Source organism: Bradyrhizobium sp. 613_E4_N2_2 (assembly GCF_052075995.1).
Classification (GTDB): Bacteria; Pseudomonadota; Alphaproteobacteria; order Rhizobiales; family Xanthobacteraceae; genus Bradyrhizobium; species Bradyrhizobium barranii.
On sequence record NZ_CP197234.1, the window covers coordinates 2,019,876 to 2,040,323 of the forward strand.

A 20,448-nucleotide genomic window follows, 5' to 3' on the forward strand; every position below is an offset into this window, starting at 1 on the left:
CTTGGATCGAGCCTTGGATCGAATCTTGCGGGGCGCGTTATTTCGCGGCCCATTTGTTGAAGCGCTCGGTCAGGCGGTCGATGTTCTCGAGCCAGAAGCCAACGTTGATCTCGACCGCGTTCTTGATGTTGTCAGGCGCTGTCGGCAGGTCCTTGAGAACGGCGGGCGCGAGCAGGGCGGCTGCGTCCTTGTTCGAGGTGCCATAGGCGATGTTCTGCGACAGTTTTGACTGGTTCTCCGCCTTGCCTGCGAAGTCCAGGAACTTGTAGGCCGCGTCCTTGTTCGGGCTACCCTTCAGGATGACCCAGCTGTCGAGGGTGAAGAGCGCTCCGTCCCATACGATGCCAAAATTCTTCTTGTCGTTCTTGTTCGCGGTGTCGATGCGGCCATTGTAGACCGAGGTCATCGCCACCTCGCCGGAGGCGAGCAATTGCGGCGGCTGGGCGCCGGCCTTCCACCAGACGATGTCGCCCTTGATGGTGTCCAGCTTCTTGAACGCGCGCTCGACGCCCTCGTCGGTCGCCAGCACCTTGTAGACGTCCTTCGGTGCGACGCCGTCGGCCATGAGGGCGATCTCCAGCGTGGTCTTCGGGCCCTGACGCAAGGCGCGCTTGCCCGGAATCTTTTTGGTGTCGAAGAAGTCGGCCCAGCCGTTGGGGGCGTCCTTCAGCTTGTCCTTGTCGTAGCCGAGAACGAAATCGTAGAGGATGGCGCCGACGCCGCAGGGATTGACCGACGGCGGGATATAGGCGGCCTCGCCGCCGATTTTGGAATAATCCATCTTCTCGAACAGGCCTTCCTCGCAGCCGACCGCGAGTTCGTCGCTCTCGACCTGGACGAGGTCCCAGGTGGCGGCACCACCCTGCACCTTGGCGCGCAACACGCCGACGCCGCCGTCCCAGGACTCGTCGTTCATCGCGACGCCGGCTGCTTTCTTGAACGGCTCGAAATAGACCTTCTTCTGGGCATCCTGATAGGCGCCGCCCCACGACACGACGGTGAGGTCACGCGCCTGCGCGACCGTGGCCAGCGCGGCGCTGGCGCTGAACGCCACGGCGAACCCCAGAGCAATCTTGCCAGTCTTGCGCTTCAGCATGGTCCTTGTTCCTTCTTCATCTGCGTTGCGTTGAGCTTGATCGATGCCGGTCCGGATCAGACGGGATCGAGGGCCAGGCAGTCCTCGGGACGGAAGGTGATGAATACGCTTTCACCAGATCTTAGATTGCCATGTCTCAATCCGTCATGCGTCCCCGGCTGAAGCTTGACCATGAACTCCCCGTTGCCGGCGACATCGAGCACGGCAAGCGCGTGGTCGCCGAGATAGATGGTGTTCTGCACCTTGGCCGGCAGTCGGTTCGGTCCCTCGCTGGAGGTGCCGTCCGGGATGATGGCGATCCGCTCCGGCCGCACTGACAGGGAGGTCGACGCGCCCGCGCCCGATACATTGACCGCCCGTGCGGTCACGGCGCCGCCACCAGCCAGCGTGACGCGGCAATATTCCTTCTCGACCGTCTCGACGGTGCCGGACAGCACGTTGTTCTCACCGATGAAGTGAGCGACGAAGCTGTTCACCGGATGCTCATACAGCGCGTCGGGCCGGTCGATCTGCTGCACGATGCCGTCGTTGAACACGGCGATGCGATCCGACATGGTGAGCGCTTCGCTCTGATCGTGGGTGACGTAGACGACGGTGATGCCCATCGTCTCGTGCAGCTGCTTGATTTCCAGTTGCATCTGCTCCCGCAGGCGCTTGTCGAGGGCGCCAAGGGGTTCATCCATCAGTACGAGCTGCGGATTGAAAACCAGCGCGCGGGCCAGCGCCACGCGCTGCTGCTGACCGCCGGACAGCTGCCCGGGCCGCCGGTGCGCCAGGGTTTCCATCTTGATCATGCGCAACGCCGCGTTGACGCGCTCCTGCGCCTCGGCCTTGGCCGTGTTGCGAACGGATAGCGGGAAGGCAATATTCTCCGCGATCGTCAGGTGCGGGAACAAGGCATAGTTCTGGAACACCATGCCGATGTCGCGCTTATGCGGCGGCACGTTCTTGATCGGCCGTTCCGCGAGGTAGATTTCGCCATGGGTTGGAACCTCGAAGCCGGCCAGCATCATCAGCGTTGTCGTCTTGCCCGAGCCCGACGGGCCGAGCAGGGTGACGAACTCACCCTTCCTGATTTCGAGATCGAGGTTCTTCACCACGAGGTGCTCGCCATCGTAGGTCTTCTGAATGCCGGAAAAGCGCACCAGCGCCGGCGCAGGCGTGACCATGCCGGCTTCCATGTTGTCCTCGCGTTGTCCCCTGCAGTGCTGTCAGCACCTCGTTCGAGGTTGCGGGAAACAGCTTAGCATCCTCCGACGAGAATGCCAGCGGCGCAAGCGACGCGCGCGGGTCCGGCGCGTGAAGACGCACTACATCCCCGACAGCTTCGTCACGTAGACGTTCAGCGAGCCGCCGGCTTCCGCGACGATGCGCAGCGTCTTGGAATCGAAGGCGATGTCGGCGAGGGTCAGGCTGTCGATCTTGGCGTCGACCTTGAGGCCATCCTCGCTCTTCTGGTAGTCGGCGATCGCGGCCGCGATCTTCTCGCGCGCATTGGCGGCGATCGGCTTCAGATCGAGCGTCGCTTTCTGCACCAAGGCCTGCTGCATCTGCGGCACCACCGCGCGCGCGGCCGCGCCGAGCAGGCCGAAGGCGGCCTCGGACTCCACCGCGAGCTGGATGTCGGCGAGCCGCAGCGTCTGCTGCGCCTGGTCGAGCATCGGCCGGCCCCAGATGTGTACGGTCGCTTCGGCGCCGAGACCGAGCCAGCTCTTCTTCTCCTTAGCACGCACCAGCAGCGAGATCAGGAGACGATCGCCCGACGGGACCACGTTGACGCCTTTCACGGTGACGTCGACCGGGCCGGAGCCGTCCTCGGGATAGGTGTGGCCGACCATCTGCGCCGCGATCAGCTTGTTGATCTCGGTGAAGGGCACGTCGATCGGCACGCCGATGTTCACGCCGGTGCCGGTCGGCGGCACGATCGAGATCTTGTCGGGGAAGGGACAGTCCGGTTTGGTCGACGTCGAGGTCACGCGCGTCTCGAGCTCGAGACCGAGCAGCAGCGTCACGTTCTGCGCGTCGACGCGCGGCTGCGCCGCGATGGCACGGGTCGGTTTCATCTCGAGCCAGAGCGGCGGCAGCGCGGCCGAGGAGCCCGAGCCCTGCAGCGGGATCGAGCGGCAGGCCTTGGCCCATTGCAGCTTCGCATTGTCGCGCAGCGAGGGATCGTTGCGGATGCGCTCGGAGACGATGTTGATCTGCTCGCCGACATTCTTGTCGATCAGCGGCTTCACCTGCGCCGGCACGTTGACCTTGGCGCCGGAGACGTTGAGGTTGGTGTCGCCGAGATTGACCTGGGCGCCGAGATTTGGCTCGAGATGCCAGTTGGCCGCGAGCTTCGGGCGCGAGGTGACGACCACGTTGCCCTTGATCTCGGCGCTGGCGTTCAAATTCTTGATGTTGACCGCGCCGATCCGTTTCGCTGCGTCGCCGCCGAGCACGCTGCCCAGCGCGTCGCCAAGCGCGCCGGTGGCTTTCGACGACAGCGAGCCCGTCACGTTGAGCTTGCCGTTGAGCGGCGTCGAGATCGTCAGCACGTCCTTGTCGCCGGCAGCCGCCATCGGCCCGCGCACGGCGGACCAGCCGATGTCGGCATTCTCCAGGATCTGCGAGATTGGATTATCGGCCTTGCCGGCGAAATTGCGCGGCGCGGCTTTCTCGGCCTGTTCGCGGATCGCCGATATCGCGATCGCCACCGGCGCCACCACGATCGAGCTCTTCGCGACCGGCGGCAGCGGTGGCAATTGTGCGACCGGCGGCGCAGTCGTCGCCGCGCGCGGCGACAGCCAGTCCATCGCCTTCAGGCTGACGAAAAACGACGCCGCGAGCACCGCCACGGCGATCAGGATAGTCTTCAAGTTCAGCGTCAGTCGCATCAATCCCCCAAGCCGCCCAGGGCCGGAAGTCTACAGGGCAGGCGAGGGGGGCGCTAGAGCGCACCGGTGGGGTGGAATTGGGGCGAACAGATTAACGGTTGCGGCAGCATCGGTGCCGCGCATCCGTCATCGCGCACCTAGCTGCGCCTCGGGCGGCGAACCGCCCTCACATTGCCGCGATCGCCACCGCCGCAAAAGAAGCGGTCGCCGCCGTCGGACTCCAATCCTGACACCATCGTCCCGGCGGGCAGGTCGAGCTGCTCCAGCACCTTGCCGGTCTCGGGATCGATCCGCCGCAAATCGCTTTCCTCGCCCTCCCAGGTGCCATGCCAGAGCTCGCCGTCAACCCAGGTGACGCCGGTCACGAAGCGCTTGCTTTCGATGGTGCGGAGGATCTTTCCCGTCTCCGGATCGACCTGATGGATCTTGCGCTCGCGATACTGACCGACCCACAGCGAGCCCTCCGCCCAGGCCAATCCGGAATCGCCGCCGCCGCCCGGGGCCGGAATCGTGCTGATCACCTTGCCGGTGGCAGCGTCGATCTTCTGGATGCGATCCTCGGCGATCTGGAACAGGTGCCGGCCATCAAACGCCGTCCCCGCATGCGCGGCGACGTCGATGGAGCGTGCGATCCTGCCGTTGGCCGGATCGACCGCATTCAGCTTGTCGCCGGATGCGAACCAGACATGGGTGCCGTCATAGGTGACGCCATGCACGGCCTCGACACCCGCAAAAGGTCCGTACTCCCTGACGATCTCGGCGGCTGAACGCTTCATGTGCTTGATCCCTGTGATGTGATCCAATTTACGCCTTCAGGAGCGGTCCGGGGAGTAACAAGCCTGTCGGGAAACCCGGGACGGGCGGGGTCATCCAGCGCCGTGCCCGGCCGAGTCCGAACGATTGCACCTTGTTCGATCGCGCCAGCTCTTCGAGGGCCCGCTGCACCGTGCGCGCGCTCGTCCCCAGCGCCAGCGCGAGCGCCGAGCTCGACCAGGGCTCGCCGTCGGAGAGGAAGGCGAGCACCGCGGCGTGCTTCTCCTCGACGGGACGTGCCAGCACGAGCACGTCGCGCGTCTTGCGCGGCGCCAGCACGAAGCCTTGCTTCGTCGCGCTGATGTCGGCCAGCGGCTTGAGCTGGGTGCGGAGGCGCCCGATCTCGACGCGCAACCGCGCGCGATGCGATTCATCGGCGTGCTTCGCCCGGAACGCGCCTGATATCAGCGCCTCTCGCGAGACGTCGGCAGGCCATGCCTGCGCCAGGAGGCGGGCGAGCGCGAACAGCACCGGCCGCGTTCCGAGCGATACGACGCGGCCTTGCCTGCGCAGGGCATGATGAAAGGTGTCCACGACGAGCGCCGTCGAGGTCGCCAGTCTCTCGACCTCGCCGAGCAACAACGGGTGTTCGCTGCCGCGCGCGATCAGGCGCGCCGCCGGCGTGTCGAGGATCAGGTTCGCGCTGTCGACCTCGGCCACGAGCGCCGGGATCTTCGCCTGCCGCGCTGCGAGAGCCGCGCGGTTGAGCGCGGCGCGCGCATCTTTCGCTCTCAATCGTCTGATGGCGATGCCGGCGACCACGAGCTCGCGGACGACTTGCGATGCAGGCGGGAGCGGGGAGGGGCTGAGCTCGGCCAGCGTGCGCTCGGCTTCGTCGAGCTGCCCGACGAGGAGGAGGCGGCGCGCCTCGATGTGGCCCGCATGGGCTGCATTGGCGAGATCGCCGTGCTGTTCGAGCGTCGCGCGGGCCGCCGCGAGCGTTTTCACCGGCCAGCTCAGGTCGCGCGAGACGAGCGCGATCTCGGCTTCGGCCACCACGCATCTCGCGCGCGCCACCGCCTCTCTTGGACCGAACGCGCGCGCGGCACTCCGCAGCAGCGTCTTCGCTTTCGCGAGATCGCCGAGCTGCGCCATCGCGATGCCGCGTAGCGCCAGCGACGGTGCATCGTTGCGCAGCGCAACGCGGTTCAGCGCGCCGAGCGGATCGCCGGCCTCTAACGCGCGCGCGGCGGCCGTGATCAGCGAGTCCATTCAAATCCCGCCACACTTGTTACTCCCACCGCGCAACCGCTTGGTGCCAGAAATCGTTGACGACCGACAATGTGCGGCGAGGGTCGAGCGGTTCCGCGTCCGTCATAGCGCGACGCGGAAGGACCGCCCGGACAAGAGGAATGGAGAGCCATGATGACATCAGTAGACAACGCAGGAACTAACGGACAGGCCGCCATGCAAACACCGCCGGTGGTGTCGCCGCAGGACTGGGAGGCCGCCCGTCAGCAACTGCTCGTGAAGGAAAAGACGCATACCCGTGCCCGCGACGCCCTCGCCGCCGAGCGCCGGCGCATGCCGTGGATGGAAATCACCAAAACCTATGCGTTCGAGGGGCCCGGCGGCAAGATCAGTCTGGTGGATCTGTTCCAGGGCCGGCGGCAGCTGATCGTCTACCGGGCCTTCTTCGAGCCGGGCGTGCTCGGCTGGCCCGATCAAGCCTGCCGGGGCTGCTCCATGGTGGCCGACCAGGTCGCCCATGTCTCGCATCTGAACGCCCGCGACACCACGCTCGTGTTCGCCTCGCGCGCGCCCCAGGCCGACATCATCAGGCTGAAGCAGCGGATGGGCTGGACCATGCCCTGGGTCACCGTCACCGACAGTTTCGACGCCGATTTCGGCGTGGACGAATGGCACGGCACCAACGTGTTCTACCGCGACGGCGACCGCATCTTCCGCACCTATTTCGTCAAGAGCCGCGGCGACGAGCAGATGGGCGGCACCTGGAACTATCTCGACATCACGCCGCTCGGCCGGCAGGAGGTCTGGGAGGACTCGCCAAAGGGCTATCCGCAGACGCCAACCTACAAATGGTGGAACTGGCACGACAGCTACGCGGAAGGCGCTGCGCCCGACAAGAAATGGGTGGAGATCTCGACGGCCGGCGAGAAGGCTTTTCGCGAGGAGGCCGCGGAAGGCCGTGACTAGTCCCGCCAACGTGGCCACCGGCGCGAGCCGCGATGGCGTGGTGGCCGCACGCCACCTCGCCAGATGGCTGGCTCTGGCGGCAACGCCGACCTTCGCGATCATGGCCGTGTTGACGGCCGTGCTCGGCGGCCCGGCGGACATGCTGTGTGCCGCCGGGTACGGCTCCGTGCTGAGTGGGATGGTGCCGATGTATCTGCTGATGAGCGCGTTTCATTCGGCGGCCTGGCTGAGGCTGGTTTCGGAGCGGCGGGGCGCCATCCGGCGAGATACGGATGGCGTCAGTCATTGACCGCTGTCGTTGAGGAACAATGCCATCAGGATTTCGTCGTAGTATCGGTCGGCGTGCTTCAGTGCTTTCACCTCACGGCCGTATTCGACAAAGCCGGCAGCGGTGTAGAGGCGGATGGCGGCGGCGTTCTCGCTGACGACGGCCAGCTGAAGCTGTTCAACTTGCCCTGTGGCATGTGCCACGACCGCGTCGACAAGGCGCCGCGCCGCGCCGGATTTTCGCGCATGGGGCCGCACATACATGCCCCAGAGAAGAGCCTTGTGCTCGGTCTTCGCGCCGTCCTGCCGATGGAAGCCGGCAACGCCGACGAGCTCGTGCGCGACGAAGGCGCCGAAAACGTCCGACGCTGCAAGGCGCGCCTCGAACCAGGTGAGGGGCTTTTCCTGCTCGCGTGCGAACGTGCTGCCAAAAGCTTCGGGATGCGTTACGAGCGCTTCCAGCCTGATCGCACGGTAGAGAGCCGCGTCGGCGGGCGTGAGCAGTCTGATCATGGCTATAAGAGATGTGCCAGCGGTAGCGGCGCGCCGGCCTTCAGCGTCTGGATCGCAATGCTGCTGCGAACCTCCCGCACGATGGGCAGGTTGAGCAGCTTGTCGACGAGGAAGCGCTGGTAGTCCTCGAGCTCGGGCACGACGATTTCGAGGAGATAGTCGGCTTCGCCGGAGACGAGGTGGCAGGCAACGACCTCGGGCATCGCCACAACGGTCCGTTCGAAGCCCAGCGCCTGGTCGTTGGCATGGCCGTTGATCTTGACGCCGAGGAAGGCCGAGAAGCCGAGCCCGAGGCGGCCACGCCGCAAGGAGGCCCGGTAGCCGTCGATATAGCCGTCCCGCTCCAGCCGCCGCACTCGTCGCAGGCAGGGTGATGGCGACAATCCGATCTTGTCCGCCAGTTCGATGTTGCTCAGTCGTGCGTTGGCCTGGAGTTCGGTGACGATGCGCCGGTCGATCGCATCTAGTTCGCATTTTGGCATGAACCGCATCCTGTGGGATCGAGAAGGGCGCAATATTGCGCCCGAGCCGCCGAGACTAGCCCAGTTCGCAAGGACATGCCTTGGCTTTCCGTGAGATGGATTGCTCCGACTTTGCTGCTGATGGAGTGAGCCATGACCGAGAGCCCGAACCTTGCGCCTCTGCTGGAGGCCGTCGAACGTTACTTCACGCTGATGTACGACAGCGATGCTTCGCAGTTCGACCGCGTCTTTGCGCCGACTGCGCAACTCCACGGATTTCGCGACGCTGAATTGCGGATCCTGCCCGTTGGCGACTAGAGAGCGATGCTGGCTTCGACCCCGTCGCCCAAATCCAAGAATGCCCCGCGCCTTCAGGAGATATTGCTGATCGATCTGGCGTCGTCAGCGCAGGCACTGGTGAAGGTTCGCGTTCGGATCGATGTGCGCCAGTACGTTGATTATCTGGCGTATCACTGCATCGAGGGCACTTGGCTCATTACCGCGAAATCGTTCCATGTGGAGCGACGGTATGAGCCGACCGGCACGTAGCGCCTCCGCAATCTTATTGCCCGCCCACCGCCTGCAGATACGCGACCACCTTGGCCGCGTCCTCCGCGGAGACGCCGCCATAGGGCTGCATCTTGTTGCCGGACACGACCTCGTCCGGCTTGACCATGAAGCGGGTCAGCTTGTCCGGATCCCAGACGAAGCCGGCGTCCTTCATCGACGGGGAGTAGTTGTAGTTCGGCAGCGAGCCCGCCTTGCGTCCCACGACCTTGTTGAGATTGGGACCGAGGCGATTGTCGCCATCCTTCACCGAGTGGCAGGTGCGACAGGAATTGTTGAAGGCCTGCTGGGCCGCCTCGTCGTTCGCCGGCTGCTGGGCGAGCGACGAGGGCGCAGACAGGAGCAGCGTCAATGCGCCGGCACCTGCGATCGAGCGCAGCCATGGACCTGGCGACATTTGCAGGTGTGATCGCATCCGCGCCTCCGAACAGTGCTTCTCCAGGCGAGGCCGCCCGGAGAGCATGATGCAAACGAAAACGGCCCCGGTGGGTTCCGGGGCCGTTTGCGTCACAATGTCCTGTCGCGTTAGCGCGTCGCGGCGCCGAGGTCCGCGCGGCGTTCGGTCATCGGCAGCACGATCACCTTGGTGCCGACGTTGACGCGGGAGTAGAGGTCGGTGACGTCGTCGTTGGTCAGGCGGATGCAACCGGACGAGACGTGCTTGCCGATCGTGTCGGGGGCGTTAGTGCCGTGGATGCGGTAGATGGTGCCGCCGAGATACATGGCGCGGGCGCCGAGCGGATTGCCGGGGCCGCCGGCCATGTGGCGCGGCAGATAGGGCTGGCGGGCGATCATTTCCGGCGGCGGGGTCCAATCCGGCCACTCGGCCTTCTTGGTCACCGACTGCACGCCGGACCAGGTGAAGCCGTCGCGGCCGACGCCGATGCCGTAGCGAACGGCCTGGCCATTGCCGAGCACGTAATAGAGATAGGTGTTGGGCGTATCGATGATGATGGTGCCCGGCGCCTCGCGCGTCGCGTAGGAAACCGTCTGGCGGCGGAAGCGGGCCGGCATCTCGACCGCGTCCTGATCCTCGGACGGCGCGGCCTGGTAAGGCGTGGCCTGATAGGGCTGGTAAGGCTGCGGCGCGGCCATCGGCGGCAGCGGCTGGAAGAACGGGAAGAGCTGCACGGGCGCAGCCTTGGCCGGACCGGCAAATGCGATTGCGGAGATCGCGATGGCGCTGAGCGCAACGGCGCGCGAATACGTCTTGAACGTGTCCAGATTGATCATTGATCGCCCCTGTTTGATCGGTGTTTCTTGACCACCGCGGCACCGTTTCGGTGCTCCGTTGCCCAAATCACTAACGACAAAACGTTTCGGGAGCTTTGCGCGGAAAACCGAAAACGGTTTCATGGCGGAAAGGATTTGTTTCATGACGGTTTCGTGGCGGCGCGGACCCGTTAACCAACAAAACAGCGGGCCGACACTTCTGTGACGTCACACGCCTGAAATATCCGTGGTTGATGGTCCTAAGCCGAGAATCATCAAACTCTCGGGATTTCCCCATGCGGGTATTAATCGCGACTGACGCCTGGCATCCGCAGGTTAACGGTGTGGTCCGGACGCTGACCTCGCTGGCGAACGCGGCCAAGGCGCTCGACGTCGAGATCGACTTCCTCACCCCGGACGGCTTTCGGTCCTGGCCGCTGCCGACCTATCCGGGCCTGCGCATCGCGCTGCCGAGCGGCAAGGAGATCGCGCGGCGGATCGAGAAGGCGGCGCCGGAAGCCTTGCACATCGCGACCGAGGGGCCGATCGGCTGGGCCGCGCGCGCCTATTGCCGCCGCAACCGCCTTGCCTTCACCACCTCCTACACGACGCGCTTTCCCGAATACGTCTCGGTGCGGACCGGTATCCCTGATGCCGTCGGCTATGCCGTGCTGCGCCACTTCCACGACGCTGCCGCCATGACCATGGTGGCGACGCCTTCGCTGCGGCAGGAGCTCTCCGAACGCGGCTTCAAGCGACTCGGCTTCTGGACACGCGGCGTCAACACCGAGCTGTTCCATCCAGACAGTCCGGCCAAGCTCGACCTGCCGGGTCCGATCTTCATGACCATGGGCCGCGTCGCCGTGGAGAAGAATCTCGAAGCGTTCCTCTCGCTCGACCTGCCCGGCACCAAGGTCGTCGTCGGCGACGGCCCGCAGAAGGCGGCGCTCGAAAAGAAATATCCGGATGCCGTCTTCCTCGGCGAGAAGAAGGGCGCGGATCTGACCGCGCATCTCGCCGCCGCCGATGTCTTCGTCTTCCCGAGCCTGACCGACACGTTCGGTGTGGTGCAACTCGAGGCGCTCGCCTGCGGCACGCCGGTGGCGGCGTTTCCGGTGACGGGCCCCAAGGACGTCATCGCCGATCATCCGATCGGCGCGATCGACCATGATCTGCGTACCGCGTGCCTCCGCGCGCTCACCATGTCGCGCGAGACCTGCCGTAACTTCGCGCTGGAGCGTTCCTGGGAAAACAGCGCGCGGCAGTTCGTCGGAAACCTCACCTCACTTCAGCCCAGCCGCATCCTGCGCGCCTCGCCGGTCATGGCGCGGCGGCCGGTGCGCGGCTGATCTGCAACGTTTGACCCACAGCGAGAACCTCATCGATGGCTAAGATCATGAACCTTGACGGTACCCAGCAGCTCGACCTCACCCGTGGCACGGTTGAGCAGGCCTATGACCGCTGGGCGCCCGTCTACGATCTCGTGTTCGGCGGCGTGTTCGCCAAGGGCCGGCAGGCCGCGATCGCGGCCACCAACAAGATCGGGGGCCGTGTGCTCGAGGTCGGCGTCGGCACCGGCATCTCGCTGCCGCTCTACGCGCCGCATCTGCGCATCTTCGGCACCGACATTTCGGAAGCGATGCTCGACAAGGCGCGCCAGCGCGTCACCGAGGGCAATCTGAAGAATGTCGAGGGCCTCGCGGTGATGGACGCCGAGAAGCTCGAATTCCCCGACAATTCCTTCGACGTCGTGATGGCGCAATATGTCGTCACCGCCGTGCCGAACCCGGAAGTGGCGCTCGACGAATTCGCCCGCGTGCTGCGCCCGGGCGGCGAGCTGATCATCCTCACCCGCGTCAGCGCCGATACCGGCATGCGCCGCTTCATCGAGCAGAAGCTCCAGCCGGTGGTGCGTCCGCTCGGCTTCCGCACCGCCGAGTTCGCCTGGTCGCGTTATGCGAAGTGGCTCTCCGGTGCCAAGGGCATCGAGCTCGCCGAGCGCCGCCTGATTCCGCCGCTCGGCCATTTCTCGCTGGTGCGCTTCCGCAAGGTCGACGTCGCCAAAGCAGCCTAAGTTGGGCTGTGTGAGCGGCGGCTCAAGCCGCCGCTCACGCGTTCGCGTGCGTCATCGCGCCGCTGCACATCGTCACATGACAAAATGATGATGTCACACGGCCTACATCGAATCCCTGTAAATCCTGAACCCGAAAGCATTTTGGGGGAGAGCATGATCAAGAATTATCTCGAGCAGCTGCGGATCCAGCGCTGGGACGACCATCGCTACTATCACCACAGCCGCATCAATCAGAGCCTGCACTTCGTCAGCGCGCTGAGCTTTCTCTTCGCCTATGTCTGGCTGTTCGTCGATCCCATGATCTCGGCGCTGGTCGGCTGGCTGGTGTCGATGACCTCGCGCCAGGCCGGTCACTTCTTCTTCGAGCCGCACGATTACGACCACATCAACCAGGCGACGCACGAGTACAAGGAGGACATCAAGGTCGGCTACAACCTTCAGCGCAAGGTGGTGCTGATGGCGATCTGGGCGCTGTCGCCGCTGGTGCTGGTTGTCGATCCGACGCTGTTCGGCCTGTTCACGCCCTGGGCGAGCGCGACCGATTTCATGCGGCAGGTCGCCAAGATCTGGCTCGTGATCGGCGGCGGTGGTCTGTTGTTCCGCACCGTCCACCTGTTCTTCATCCGCGACATCGAGACCGGCTTGGTCTGGATGACCAAGATCCTGACCGATCCCTTCCACGACCTGATGCTCTATCGTAGCGCGCCGCTCGCTTTGATGCGCGGCGAGCTGATGGATCCCGGCCTGCACCTCAACCCCGAGCACACGCTGGGCCTCATCTCCGAGCCCACGCTCGAAGAGCAGCACGCCTGAGCGCGCTGTTCTCACACAACACTCCGATGTCTGATGGTTGCGTCATGCCCGGCCTCGTGCCGGGCATCCACGTCTTGGGGATACCTTTAAAGTGACTCAGCGGAGCCCAGCGCTCTCTTCACCTCACCCCGCTTGCGGGGAGAGGTCGGATTTGCGCGTAGCGCAAAGCCGGGTGAGGGGGGCTCTCCGCGGGGGGACTGCTAGTGGATCGTTGATCAACTCTCACCGCATGCGCGGAGACTCCCCCTCACCCCGACCCTCTCAGCGCGAGCGTAGCTCGTCGCGGCCCCGCATCCGCCTTCGCCAAGGCTTCGGCGGACAAGGGCGGGGCGAGGGAGAAGGGAGGGCGGTGCTCGGGGTTAAGAGTGGGAAAGCCTCAGCGCCCAAAACGCTTGGCCAGCATCTCTTTCAAAATCTGCCGCTTGATATTCTTGTTGGTGAGCACGCCGTCGTGCCACCAGAAGCCGTCGGCCTTCATCTTCTCGGCCGCGCGGACGAAGCGCTCGGCGACCTCGGTGAAATCGGCGTCGGTGTAGTTCAGGCTGAAGATCAGCCGTCCGGTGCCGACCCAGCTCAGCGACAGGCCTTCGGCGCGCAGGTAATATTGCAGCATCCAGTTGTAGCGGGACGGGGTGGTGTACTTCACCGTCCAGATCGACGAGAAGTTGGCGAACCGCACCGGCAGGTTGGCATCGGTCATCATCTGGTTGAGCTTTTGCGCACGGCCGTTCCAGGTCGTGTCCAGGCCGTCGTAGATGGCACGGAAGTTCGGGCTGGCAAGCCGGCTCAAGAACTCGTCCATCGCCGTCATGACGTAGGGATGCGAGTTGAAGGTGCCGCGGGCGAAGCAGATGTCGGCGGGACGATCGTCGCGGAAGCGGCGCATCAATTCCTTCTTGCCGCAGACGACGCCGACCGGCAGGCCGCCGGCAAGGCTCTTGCCGTAGGTCACCATGTCGGCCTTGACGCCAAAGTACTCCTGGGCGCCGCCGGCGGCGAGACGGAAGCCGACGAAGACCTCGTCGAAGATCAGCGCGATGCCGCGCTCGGTGCAGACTTCGCGCAGCTTCTTCAGCCACTCGGTATACGCCGCGCGGTCAAAGTTTCCGCCGCGGGAGGAATCGACCAGCGAGGAATCGCCGGGCGCGTTGCCGTTCGGATGCAGGCCCTGCAACGGATTGACCAGCACGCAGGCGATGTCCTTGCGCGTGCGCAGCACGTGCAATGTCTTCTCGGACATCTCGGCGAGGGTGTAGGTCTCGTGCGCGGGAATCGGATTGCCGACGCCGGGCTGTACGTCGCCCCACCAGCCGTGATAGGCGCCGGCGAAACGAACGAGATGCGTGCGCTTGGTGTGGTAGCGCGCAAGCCGCACCGCCTGCATGACGGCCTCGGTGCCGGACATGTGGAACGAGACTTCGTCGAGGCCCGAGATCTGGCAGAGCCGCTGCACATTCTCGAGGATGACGGGATGGTAGGGGCCGAGCACGGGGCCGAGTGCATGCGCGCGCTTCTCCGAGCCCTCGATGCACTCCTTGTAGAAGTCGTTGCCGAAGATGTTGACGCCGTAGGACCCGGTGAGGTCGTAAGAGGTGTTGCCGTCGACATCCGTGACGGTGACGCCGCTGGACGATTCCATGAAGGTCGAGGTGCCCAGATGCTCGCGGACGAGGCGCGAGAACTGGAACGGCACGCGGTAGGTTTCGGTGAAGTGCAGGTCGGAGATCTTTTCCGCCGCTTCCTTCGTCATCGCGCGGCCCCTGGGGTAGCGCTCGGCGTAGAGGCCGGCGAGGCGGAAGAAGGCGTCCTTGCGCTGCTTCACCACGTTATCAGGCGCGCCGTCGCAGCCGAAATACTGATCGCCCTCGAACTCGTAGAACGGGAGCAGCTTGGCCACCCGGCGCGACATCTTGGAGTGCCCGGCGAGCGACCGGTGCTTGGCGCGGGAGAGTGCGATGCGCGCCTTGAGCTTCGGGAAGGCGGCGGCAGCGGACGCTGCGGCGGCCACGGAAAATGAGAGAATCGGGAGTGTCGTTTCCATGACAACAAGCGCTAATACTGCGAGCTGACAGATTCATGACAGTCAAAGCCCTCATCGCCTCTTTCACCCAGCAGGAAGACCTCAACTTCCTGTTGACCAACCGCATCCCCCGCGCGGCCCTGACCCGCTTCATGGGCCGGTTCTCCAAGATCGAGAATCCCCTGGTCCGGGACTTCTCGATCGCGCTGTGGAAGCTGTTTTCCGACCTCGATCTGTCGGAGGCGCGCAAGACCCACTTCAAGAGCCTGCACGACTGCTTCACCCGGGAGCTCAAGCCGGGGCTGCGGCCCTTCGATCCAGACCCTTCCATTGTCGCCAGCCCCTCGGACGGCATCGTTGGCGCCCATGGCCGGATCGCCGACACCGAGCTGTTCCAGGTCAAGGGTGCGCCCTATTCGCTGCTCGACCTGCTCGGTGACTCAGCGCTCGTGGATCAGCACCGCAACGGAAGCTTCGTCACGCTGCGGTTGACCTCGAGCATGTATCACCGCTTCCATGCGCCCTATGATGCGCATATCGAACGCGTCACGCTGATCCATGGCGACGTCTGGAACGTCAATCCGATCGCGCTGAAGCGGGTCGAGCGCCTGTTCTGCAAGAACGAGCGCGCGGTGATCCGCACGCATTTGTCGACCGGCGAAGCCGTGACGCTGGTGCCGGTCGCCGCGATCCTGGTCGCGAGCATCCGCCTGCACTTCCTCGACATGGTGCTGAACGCGCAGACTCGCGGCCCGGTCAATTTCCCCTGCGACGTCAACGTGACCAAGGGCGAGGAGCTCGGCTGGTTCGAGCACGGCTCCACCATCATCATCCTGGCGCCCGGTGATTTCAACTTCTGCGACGGCATCGGCGAGGGCACCCGCATTCGCGCAGGTCAAGCGCTGTTGAAGAAGAACTAGCCTTCAATCCGCCGCGTCGGCAGCCTATATCGTCGGCGGGCCGATTGGATCGACACGGAATCTTGTGATGGCGCGGGCGCCGGTGATGGCGGCGGGTGGTATTGTGCTGCGGCGTGGCGCGCCGCCGCTGGTTGCGGTCGTGCGCCAGCGCAAGCGCAACGAATGGGTTTTGCCCAAGGGCAAGCTCGACGACGGCGAGACGCCGAAGGAAGCCGCGCACCGCGAGGTGCTGGAAGAGACCGGCCACGATGTGGCCATCCACGAATTCCTCGGCACGCTCGTCTACCAGTCGGGAGGGCGCTCCAAGGTCGTGCATTTCTGGCGCATGGAGGCCGAGGGCGGTCCCGTTCGCAAGCTGATGAACGACATCAAGGCGGTCGACTGGCTGACGCTGGAGGATGCGCTCGCGCGCCTGTCGCGCGAATATGAGCGCGCGTTCCTGGTGCAGGTCGGTCCGATCGCGCTCGCGGCGGCCGGGCTGGCGTCTACGCCGGTGCCCGAGCCGGCGCCAGCAACCGACGACATCGATGCAGCTTTGCAAACCCTGACACCCGCTGAAGTCGCCTCAGTCGACGAGCTGCGTCATGGCCTGTTGCAGAAGGTGAAGGCCTGGTTGCGCGGCGAAGCGTGAGTTGTCTTTACGCTGCTTTGCTCGCGAGTTTGGAAACATCCGCGAGCTAGCAAGTTTGTGGGAGCCTTAGTTCCCTCCAAGTCGTCATTGCGAGCGCAGCGAAGCAATCCAGAGTCTCTCCGCGGAAAGATTCTGGATTGCTTCGCTTCGCTCGCAATGACGGAGGAGAGGGCCGCGCACTCGACGTCGACCCTCATGGTGAGGAGCGCGCGTCGCGCGTCTCGAACCATGCGGCCCGACTGTGGCCTCGCCCTTCGAGATGCTTGCTTCGCAAGCTCCTCAGGGTGAGGGGAGGCACCGTTCACCGCCGCTCTTTCTTCTCCTTCGGAGCGGGCGCCGGTCTGCGCGGTGCTGCGGGACGTTGCGCGGCGGGGAGGCGCTGCTGGAATCCGCCCTGGCGCTGGATGCCGCCTGGCTGCTGAGCCGCAGGCGGCTGGCCCGGCTGCAATCCGGTGCGCGGCGTTTGCGGCTGCGGCGCCGTGCCCGGCTGTGACGGCACGACTCCGCCGGGCTGCGCCGGGGTCTGTCCGTTTCGCTGTGGCTGCGTCTGCAACGCGCCGCCGGGCTGCGTGCCTTGTCCAGTACGCGGCGCACCTGCCGGCTGTCCCGCACCTTGCTGCTGACCTGGTTGCTGCTGGCCCTGCTGCTGCTGGCCTCGCTGCTGCTGACCCTGGCCCGCGCGCGGCGTACCCGGTTGCACGGCGCCGCCTTGTCCTTGCCGCTGCGGCGACTGCGCGCCCTGGCGGCCCGGCGTGCCCGGCTGCTGCTGGCCCGGACGGTTGTTCTGGCCGGGCTGGCCGTTCGGCCGCTGCGGCTGCTGACCGGGTGCTGTCGCCGGCCGCAATTGCTGCTGCTGCGGTGGCTGGGTCGGCCGCGGAATGCGGCTGATTGCGGTCGGATTGGCACGGCGGAAGTCGCGCTGCTCGGTGACGATCTGCCGGCCCGTGGTCTGCGCCAGATGCACCTGGCTGACGAAGCCGCGGTCGCGCGTGATCTGCTGCGGAGCGATCGTGATCGGCACGGCGGCAAAGCGCATGCCGCCTGTGCCTCCGGCGCCCGGGCGGATCGCAAAACCGCTTGCGGCCTGCGTCAAGGCGCCGAGTCGCGTGCCGCTGGTGCGATCGTTGACCTCGATGTGGCCGACCCGGCCGTCGGCGTCGGGATAGAGCTTGATGTTGACGTTATTCGCAGCACTGGCCGCCGCGCCTTCGGGAACGTCGACGACGCCGGTGGTGCCGCGGATGCCGAGCGTTGCGGTCGGCGTCGCGATCTTCATGTCGCCGGTCTTCGCCACGGCTGCTGCAACGAAGGCAACGGTGCCCTTGCCGATGTCGAAGATCGCCGAATTTTGCTTGCCGCCGTCCTCATAGACGTAATTGTCGATGGTGATCTTCGCGCTGGCGGAGAGGTTGAACGTGGTGGCGTCGTTGAAGGTGATGCCGAGCGAGGAGTTCGACGAGGTCTGCACGACGTCGTTGAGATAGATGTCGTCGCGCACGCGCAGCGGATACGAGTTCCTGTCGCGGACCACGGTCGCGATCCCCGTCACGGTCGCGACGTTGCCGATGGGCTCGACGGCGGCGGGTTGCGCGTCCGTGGCGGGCGCAGGTGAAGCCGACGGCGTCGGGGAGGGGGCGGGCGTTGGCTGCGCCTGGGGCTGGGCCTGCGCAAGCTCGATTGCATCGGATGCGAGCGCCACGCTCGCGCCGGCCAGCGGCAACGCCAGCAACGGAAGCGCAAAGACGAAGCGGCGCCAAGCCACCATTGATGTCACGAGGAAGTCCCGGTGAGAACGCGAGGCGAGATCGGCCGATATCAGCTGGGGTTAGCTGAATGGTGGATGAACATGTGTCGCATGGACGGGGCGAACGTTCAAACGACCTGCGATACGAGCGAATGAGCTCGGCCCTCTCTACTGCGTCATGGCCGGGCTTGTCCTGGCCATCCACGTCTTAACGCGCGTTACCGGGAACGTGGATGCCCGGGCCTTCGCCTCGCCGAAGCGGCTTCGGCCGCGCAGGCGGGACAAGCCCGGGCATGACGATCATTGTGCACCTGTCGAGGATGACATCGTTGATGTCAGCTGACGCGCTTCCAGGTCTGGCCGCCGCAGAACATGCCGCCGAAGGCGCAGCCCTGCACGCGCATCGCATTCGGGCCCTTCATCGCGATCGTGGAGTCGTAGTTGCGGCCGGAGTCGGGATCGTGGATGCGGCCGCTCCACTTCGCGCCGTCGGGCTTCATGTTGATCAGGATGCGCTCGTTGGACTTCATGGCGTAACCGCAGAGATTGGCGCCGCAATGTTCGACGCGGACATTGCCCTTGTTCTCTTCGGTCGCCCAGACGCCGATCGGCGTATTGGCGGCCGACGCCGGCGCGGCGGCCACCGGAGCCGGAGCGGGCGCAATCGCGACCGGTGCAGGCGCGGCAACGGGAGCCGCGGCGGGCGCGGTCTGCGCGGTGTTGTCGTAGCCGGCGGCCGGAGCGGCGGCAACAGTCGGAGCCGCGGGGGTGGCGACAGCAGGCGCGGCCGCCTGCACCGGCACCTGTTGCACGGGCTGCTGCTGCACCGGAGCCGGCGCCGGCTGTGCGGTCGTCGTGGACGGAGCTGGCGTGGTGTCGTCGTCGTCGTCCTTGGAGCCGCCGAGGCCCTTGAGATTGATGTTGTTCAGCTTGATCGGCTTGTCCGACAGGCCCGGCGCAACGATCGTCACGCAGTCGAGCGAGGCGCAGTTGCGCGGCGTCTCGATGCGGATGTGCTGGCCTTCGATCTGGAACGCAATCGAGTTGCCGGCATGCGCGGCGGCGGTCGAAGCGAGGAAGAGCGCGGTGGCGGCGATGGTGAGCTTGTTCATGGCAACCTCTGAAAATTGTGCCGGTCTGAACTGGTGTCGCTGGTGGATGAAGCGTGGTTCGACCCTACGCCGGGCCTGTCCCGACTTCTGTGATGGACGTCACAACGATCCGTGCCGGCTGGGTGAGGCAGCGCACATTCAGCGGCGGGTCGTCCTGCGTAACCTCGTGGCGACACAGAGGGAGGCACCGATGAAGCGGCTTGCGACATCGCTTGGCACATTGATCGCTTTGGTGGCGATGGCGTCTTCAGCGCATGCCGGTGCCTACACCTTCTCGATCGGCGGCCACCGGTTTCATGTCGAGGCGCCGCGGAATTGCCGGTCTGCTTCCTGTGTGTCGGTTTCATCCAATCGCAGCCTCCGGCGGACGATCGATGCCGATACGACACCTGCTCCGCTGCCCGTAGTCGCGCCGTCGCAACCGGCTTGTCCGGCAGCTCCGGTCAGGCCGGCGCCAGCGGCCGTCGTCGTGGCACCACCCGCGCCGCCCGCCCCCGTCATGGCCGCGGCCACATCGCAGCCCGTTGTCTTGCCGCCGCCAAGACTCGAGGCGCCGAGCCCCAATCCGCCGAGAGTTGAGCTGCCGCGCATGGATCCGCCGAAGACGGTCATGCTCGATCCGCCGCGCATGGAGGTGACGGCCGTCGCTCCGAGGCCCGACGAGACTTCATCGATCGCCCAGCGCAGCGATGACGAGCCGGCTTATTCGCCGCTCGGCGAATGGGAGAGCCCAGGCGCGAAGGGCACGGTTCGCGTCGAACGCTGCGGCGCCGCGCTGTGCGGCTATGCGCTGACCGAAGCCTCGAGCCGGGGCGAAAGCGTGCTCGTCAACATGAAGCCGAAAACGCACGATTCCTGGACCGGCAGCATCTACAGCCGTTCCAGCGGCAGCACCTATTATGGGACGATGACGCTGACGGCTTCCGGCAGGCTTCGCGTCGAAGCCTGCGCGCTCGGCCGCTTCTGGTGCTCCGGCAACGACTGGACGCGCGTCGAGGAGCGGCAGCAGAAGGTGATCACGACATCACAGCAGTGGGGGGCAAGGTCGTAGTCTTTCGCGGGCAGGCGTGCTGCTTACCCTCTCCCGCAAGGGGAGAAGGAAAAGAAAGATCCCCTGTCCAATTTGTAATCGTCCCGCACCGAACCTGCATCTCGCTTGCACGCGACCG

General features: G+C 65.4%; 20 protein-coding genes and 1 pseudogene. 9 read left to right on the forward strand and 12 right to left on the reverse strand.

Annotated elements, in window-relative coordinates; genetic code table 11:
- Positions 1 to 37: 37 nt before the first annotated feature.
- The 5 genes from AB7290_RS09580 to AB7290_RS09600 form a co-directional block, all read right to left on the reverse strand.
- Entirely contained in the window at positions 38 to 1,096 is a 1,059-nt protein-coding gene (locus AB7290_RS09580) for an ABC transporter substrate-binding protein (RefSeq protein WP_071910318.1), read from the reverse strand.
- A gap of 56 nt (positions 1,097 to 1,152) precedes the next feature.
- Entirely contained in the window at positions 1,153 to 2,277 is a 1,125-nt protein-coding gene (locus tag AB7290_RS09585) for an ABC transporter ATP-binding protein (protein ID WP_085405132.1), read from the reverse strand.
- Positions 2,278 to 2,406: 129 nt separating this feature from the next.
- Complete coding sequence (locus AB7290_RS09590) at positions 2,407 to 3,975, reverse strand: DUF4403 family protein (protein ID WP_085405131.1); 1,569 nt, start codon at positions 3,973 to 3,975, stop codon at positions 2,407 to 2,409.
- Positions 3,976 to 4,112: 137 nt separating this feature from the next.
- Positions 4,113 to 4,751 (reverse strand): Vgb family protein, encoded by a 639-nt coding sequence (locus AB7290_RS09595; RefSeq protein WP_085405315.1) that lies wholly within the window; start codon positions 4,749 to 4,751, stop codon positions 4,113 to 4,115.
- A 28-nt stretch (positions 4,752 to 4,779) separates the two neighbouring features.
- A complete protein-coding gene (locus AB7290_RS09600; RefSeq protein WP_085405130.1) occupies positions 4,780 to 6,000 on the reverse strand; it encodes a helix-turn-helix domain-containing protein in 1,221 nt (406 codons plus the stop codon).
- A gap of 150 nt (positions 6,001 to 6,150) precedes the next feature.
- Between AB7290_RS09600 and AB7290_RS09605 the strand changes: the two genes are divergently transcribed.
- Complete coding sequence (locus AB7290_RS09605; RefSeq protein ID WP_085405129.1) at positions 6,151 to 6,945, forward strand: DUF899 domain-containing protein; 795 nt, start codon at positions 6,151 to 6,153, stop codon at positions 6,943 to 6,945.
- Positions 6,938 to 7,234, forward strand: coding sequence for a hypothetical protein (locus tag AB7290_RS09610; protein ID WP_085405128.1), 297 nt, complete (start codon positions 6,938 to 6,940; stop codon positions 7,232 to 7,234). Before AB7290_RS09605 ends, AB7290_RS09610 begins: the two co-directional genes overlap by 8 nt.
- Here the strand turns inward: AB7290_RS09610 and AB7290_RS09615 are convergent.
- Entirely contained in the window at positions 7,228 to 7,725 is a 498-nt protein-coding gene (locus AB7290_RS09615; RefSeq protein ID WP_085405127.1) for a GNAT family N-acetyltransferase, read from the reverse strand. The genes AB7290_RS09610 and AB7290_RS09615 overlap by 7 nt on opposite strands.
- 2 nt (positions 7,726 to 7,727) lie before the next feature.
- Positions 7,728 to 8,207 (reverse strand): Lrp/AsnC family transcriptional regulator, encoded by a 480-nt coding sequence (locus tag AB7290_RS09620; protein ID WP_085405314.1) that lies wholly within the window; start codon positions 8,205 to 8,207, stop codon positions 7,728 to 7,730.
- A 132-nt stretch (positions 8,208 to 8,339) separates the two neighbouring features.
- Here AB7290_RS09620 and AB7290_RS09625 point away from each other — a divergent pair.
- A pseudogene (locus tag AB7290_RS09625) lies at positions 8,340 to 8,735 on the forward strand (nuclear transport factor 2 family protein).
- A gap of 13 nt (positions 8,736 to 8,748) precedes the next feature.
- Here AB7290_RS09625 and AB7290_RS09630 read toward each other — a convergent pair.
- Both AB7290_RS09630 and AB7290_RS09635 read right to left on the reverse strand, forming a co-directional pair.
- Positions 8,749 to 9,168, reverse strand: a complete 420-nt coding sequence (locus tag AB7290_RS09630; RefSeq protein WP_085405126.1) for a c-type cytochrome — start codon at positions 9,166 to 9,168, stop codon at positions 8,749 to 8,751.
- A gap of 110 nt (positions 9,169 to 9,278) precedes the next feature.
- Positions 9,279 to 9,986: a L,D-transpeptidase gene (locus tag AB7290_RS09635; protein WP_085405125.1), complete on the reverse strand. Its 708-nt coding sequence runs from the start codon at positions 9,984 to 9,986 to the stop codon at positions 9,279 to 9,281.
- A gap of 275 nt (positions 9,987 to 10,261) precedes the next feature.
- Here AB7290_RS09635 and AB7290_RS09640 point away from each other — a divergent pair, with 275 nt between their 5' ends.
- The 3 genes from AB7290_RS09640 to AB7290_RS09650 all read left to right on the forward strand — a co-directional run bounded on the left by AB7290_RS09640 (position 10,262) and on the right by AB7290_RS09650 (position 12,852).
- The gene (locus AB7290_RS09640; protein WP_085405124.1) at positions 10,262 to 11,314 is read left to right on the forward strand and encodes a glycosyltransferase family 4 protein; all 1,053 of its coding nucleotides are present in this window, start codon (positions 10,262 to 10,264) and stop codon (positions 11,312 to 11,314) included.
- A gap of 35 nt (positions 11,315 to 11,349) precedes the next feature.
- Positions 11,350 to 12,039, forward strand: a complete 690-nt coding sequence (locus AB7290_RS09645) for a class I SAM-dependent methyltransferase (RefSeq protein ID WP_063981512.1) — start codon at positions 11,350 to 11,352, stop codon at positions 12,037 to 12,039.
- 153 nt (positions 12,040 to 12,192) lie between these two features.
- Positions 12,193 to 12,852 (forward strand): hypothetical protein, encoded by a 660-nt coding sequence (locus tag AB7290_RS09650; protein ID WP_085405123.1) that lies wholly within the window; start codon positions 12,193 to 12,195, stop codon positions 12,850 to 12,852.
- A gap of 376 nt (positions 12,853 to 13,228) precedes the next feature.
- Here the strand turns inward: AB7290_RS09650 and AB7290_RS09655 are convergent, their stop codons facing one another.
- Positions 13,229 to 14,893, reverse strand: coding sequence for an aminotransferase class III-fold pyridoxal phosphate-dependent enzyme (locus tag AB7290_RS09655; protein WP_085405122.1), 1,665 nt, complete (start codon positions 14,891 to 14,893; stop codon positions 13,229 to 13,231).
- A 35-nt stretch (positions 14,894 to 14,928) separates the two neighbouring features.
- Here AB7290_RS09655 and asd point away from each other — a divergent pair, with 35 nt between their 5' ends.
- Positions 14,929 to 15,792, forward strand: coding sequence for an archaetidylserine decarboxylase (gene asd / locus AB7290_RS09660; protein ID WP_028153179.1), 864 nt, complete (start codon positions 14,929 to 14,931; stop codon positions 15,790 to 15,792).
- A gap of 67 nt (positions 15,793 to 15,859) precedes the next feature.
- Entirely contained in the window at positions 15,860 to 16,423 is a 564-nt protein-coding gene (locus AB7290_RS09665; protein ID WP_085405121.1) for an NUDIX hydrolase, read from the forward strand.
- A 301-nt stretch (positions 16,424 to 16,724) separates the two neighbouring features.
- Here the strand turns inward: AB7290_RS09665 and AB7290_RS09670 are convergent, their stop codons facing one another.
- Entirely contained in the window at positions 16,725 to 18,188 is a 1,464-nt protein-coding gene (locus AB7290_RS09670; RefSeq protein WP_167767975.1) for a FecR domain-containing protein, read from the reverse strand.
- 314 nt (positions 18,189 to 18,502) lie between these two features.
- Positions 18,503 to 19,279 (reverse strand): DUF2147 domain-containing protein, encoded by a 777-nt coding sequence (locus AB7290_RS09675; RefSeq protein WP_085399258.1) that lies wholly within the window; start codon positions 19,277 to 19,279, stop codon positions 18,503 to 18,505.
- 190 nt (positions 19,280 to 19,469) lie between these two features.
- Between AB7290_RS09675 and AB7290_RS09680 the strand changes: the two genes are divergently transcribed.
- Positions 19,470 to 20,330: a DUF2147 domain-containing protein gene (locus AB7290_RS09680; protein ID WP_085399259.1), complete on the forward strand. Its 861-nt coding sequence runs from the start codon at positions 19,470 to 19,472 to the stop codon at positions 20,328 to 20,330.
- The last annotated feature ends 118 nt before the right edge of the window (positions 20,331 to 20,448 follow it).

Coding starts and splice junctions, on each gene's coding strand:
- AB7290_RS09600 (WP_085405130.1), bottom strand. CDS start 6,000: ATGGACTCGCTGATCACGGCCGCCGCGCGCGCGTTAGAGGCCGGCGAT.
- AB7290_RS09620 (WP_085405314.1), bottom strand. CDS start 8,207: ATGCCAAAATGCGAACTAGATGCGATCGACCGGCGCATCGTCACCGAA.
- AB7290_RS09670 (WP_167767975.1), bottom strand. CDS start 18,188: ATGGTGGCTTGGCGCCGCTTCGTCTTTGCGCTTCCGTTGCTGGCGTTG.
- AB7290_RS09680 (WP_085399259.1), top strand. CDS start 19,470: ATGAAGCGGCTTGCGACATCGCTTGGCACATTGATCGCTTTGGTGGCG.
- AB7290_RS09645 (WP_063981512.1), top strand. CDS start 11,350: ATGGCTAAGATCATGAACCTTGACGGTACCCAGCAGCTCGACCTCACC.
- AB7290_RS09665 (WP_085405121.1), top strand. CDS start 15,860: ATGGCGCGGGCGCCGGTGATGGCGGCGGGTGGTATTGTGCTGCGGCGT.
- AB7290_RS09655 (WP_085405122.1), bottom strand. CDS start 14,893: ATGGAAACGACACTCCCGATTCTCTCATTTTCCGTGGCCGCCGCAGCG.
- AB7290_RS09650 (WP_085405123.1), top strand. CDS start 12,193: ATGATCAAGAATTATCTCGAGCAGCTGCGGATCCAGCGCTGGGACGAC.
- AB7290_RS09590 (WP_085405131.1), bottom strand. CDS start 3,975: ATGCGACTGACGCTGAACTTGAAGACTATCCTGATCGCCGTGGCGGTG.
- AB7290_RS09675 (WP_085399258.1), bottom strand. CDS start 19,279: ATGAACAAGCTCACCATCGCCGCCACCGCGCTCTTCCTCGCTTCGACC.
- AB7290_RS09635 (WP_085405125.1), bottom strand. CDS start 9,986: ATGATCAATCTGGACACGTTCAAGACGTATTCGCGCGCCGTTGCGCTC.
- AB7290_RS09640 (WP_085405124.1), top strand. CDS start 10,262: ATGCGGGTATTAATCGCGACTGACGCCTGGCATCCGCAGGTTAACGGT.
- AB7290_RS09580 (WP_071910318.1), bottom strand. CDS start 1,096: ATGCTGAAGCGCAAGACTGGCAAGATTGCTCTGGGGTTCGCCGTGGCG.
- AB7290_RS09630 (WP_085405126.1), bottom strand. CDS start 9,168: ATGCGATCACACCTGCAAATGTCGCCAGGTCCATGGCTGCGCTCGATC.
- AB7290_RS09585 (WP_085405132.1), bottom strand. CDS start 2,277: ATGGAAGCCGGCATGGTCACGCCTGCGCCGGCGCTGGTGCGCTTTTCC.
- asd (WP_028153179.1), top strand. CDS start 14,929: ATGACAGTCAAAGCCCTCATCGCCTCTTTCACCCAGCAGGAAGACCTC.
- AB7290_RS09615 (WP_085405127.1), bottom strand. CDS start 7,725: ATGATCAGACTGCTCACGCCCGCCGACGCGGCTCTCTACCGTGCGATC.
- AB7290_RS09595 (WP_085405315.1), bottom strand. CDS start 4,751: ATGAAGCGTTCAGCCGCCGAGATCGTCAGGGAGTACGGACCTTTTGCG.
- AB7290_RS09605 (WP_085405129.1), top strand. CDS start 6,151: ATGATGACATCAGTAGACAACGCAGGAACTAACGGACAGGCCGCCATG.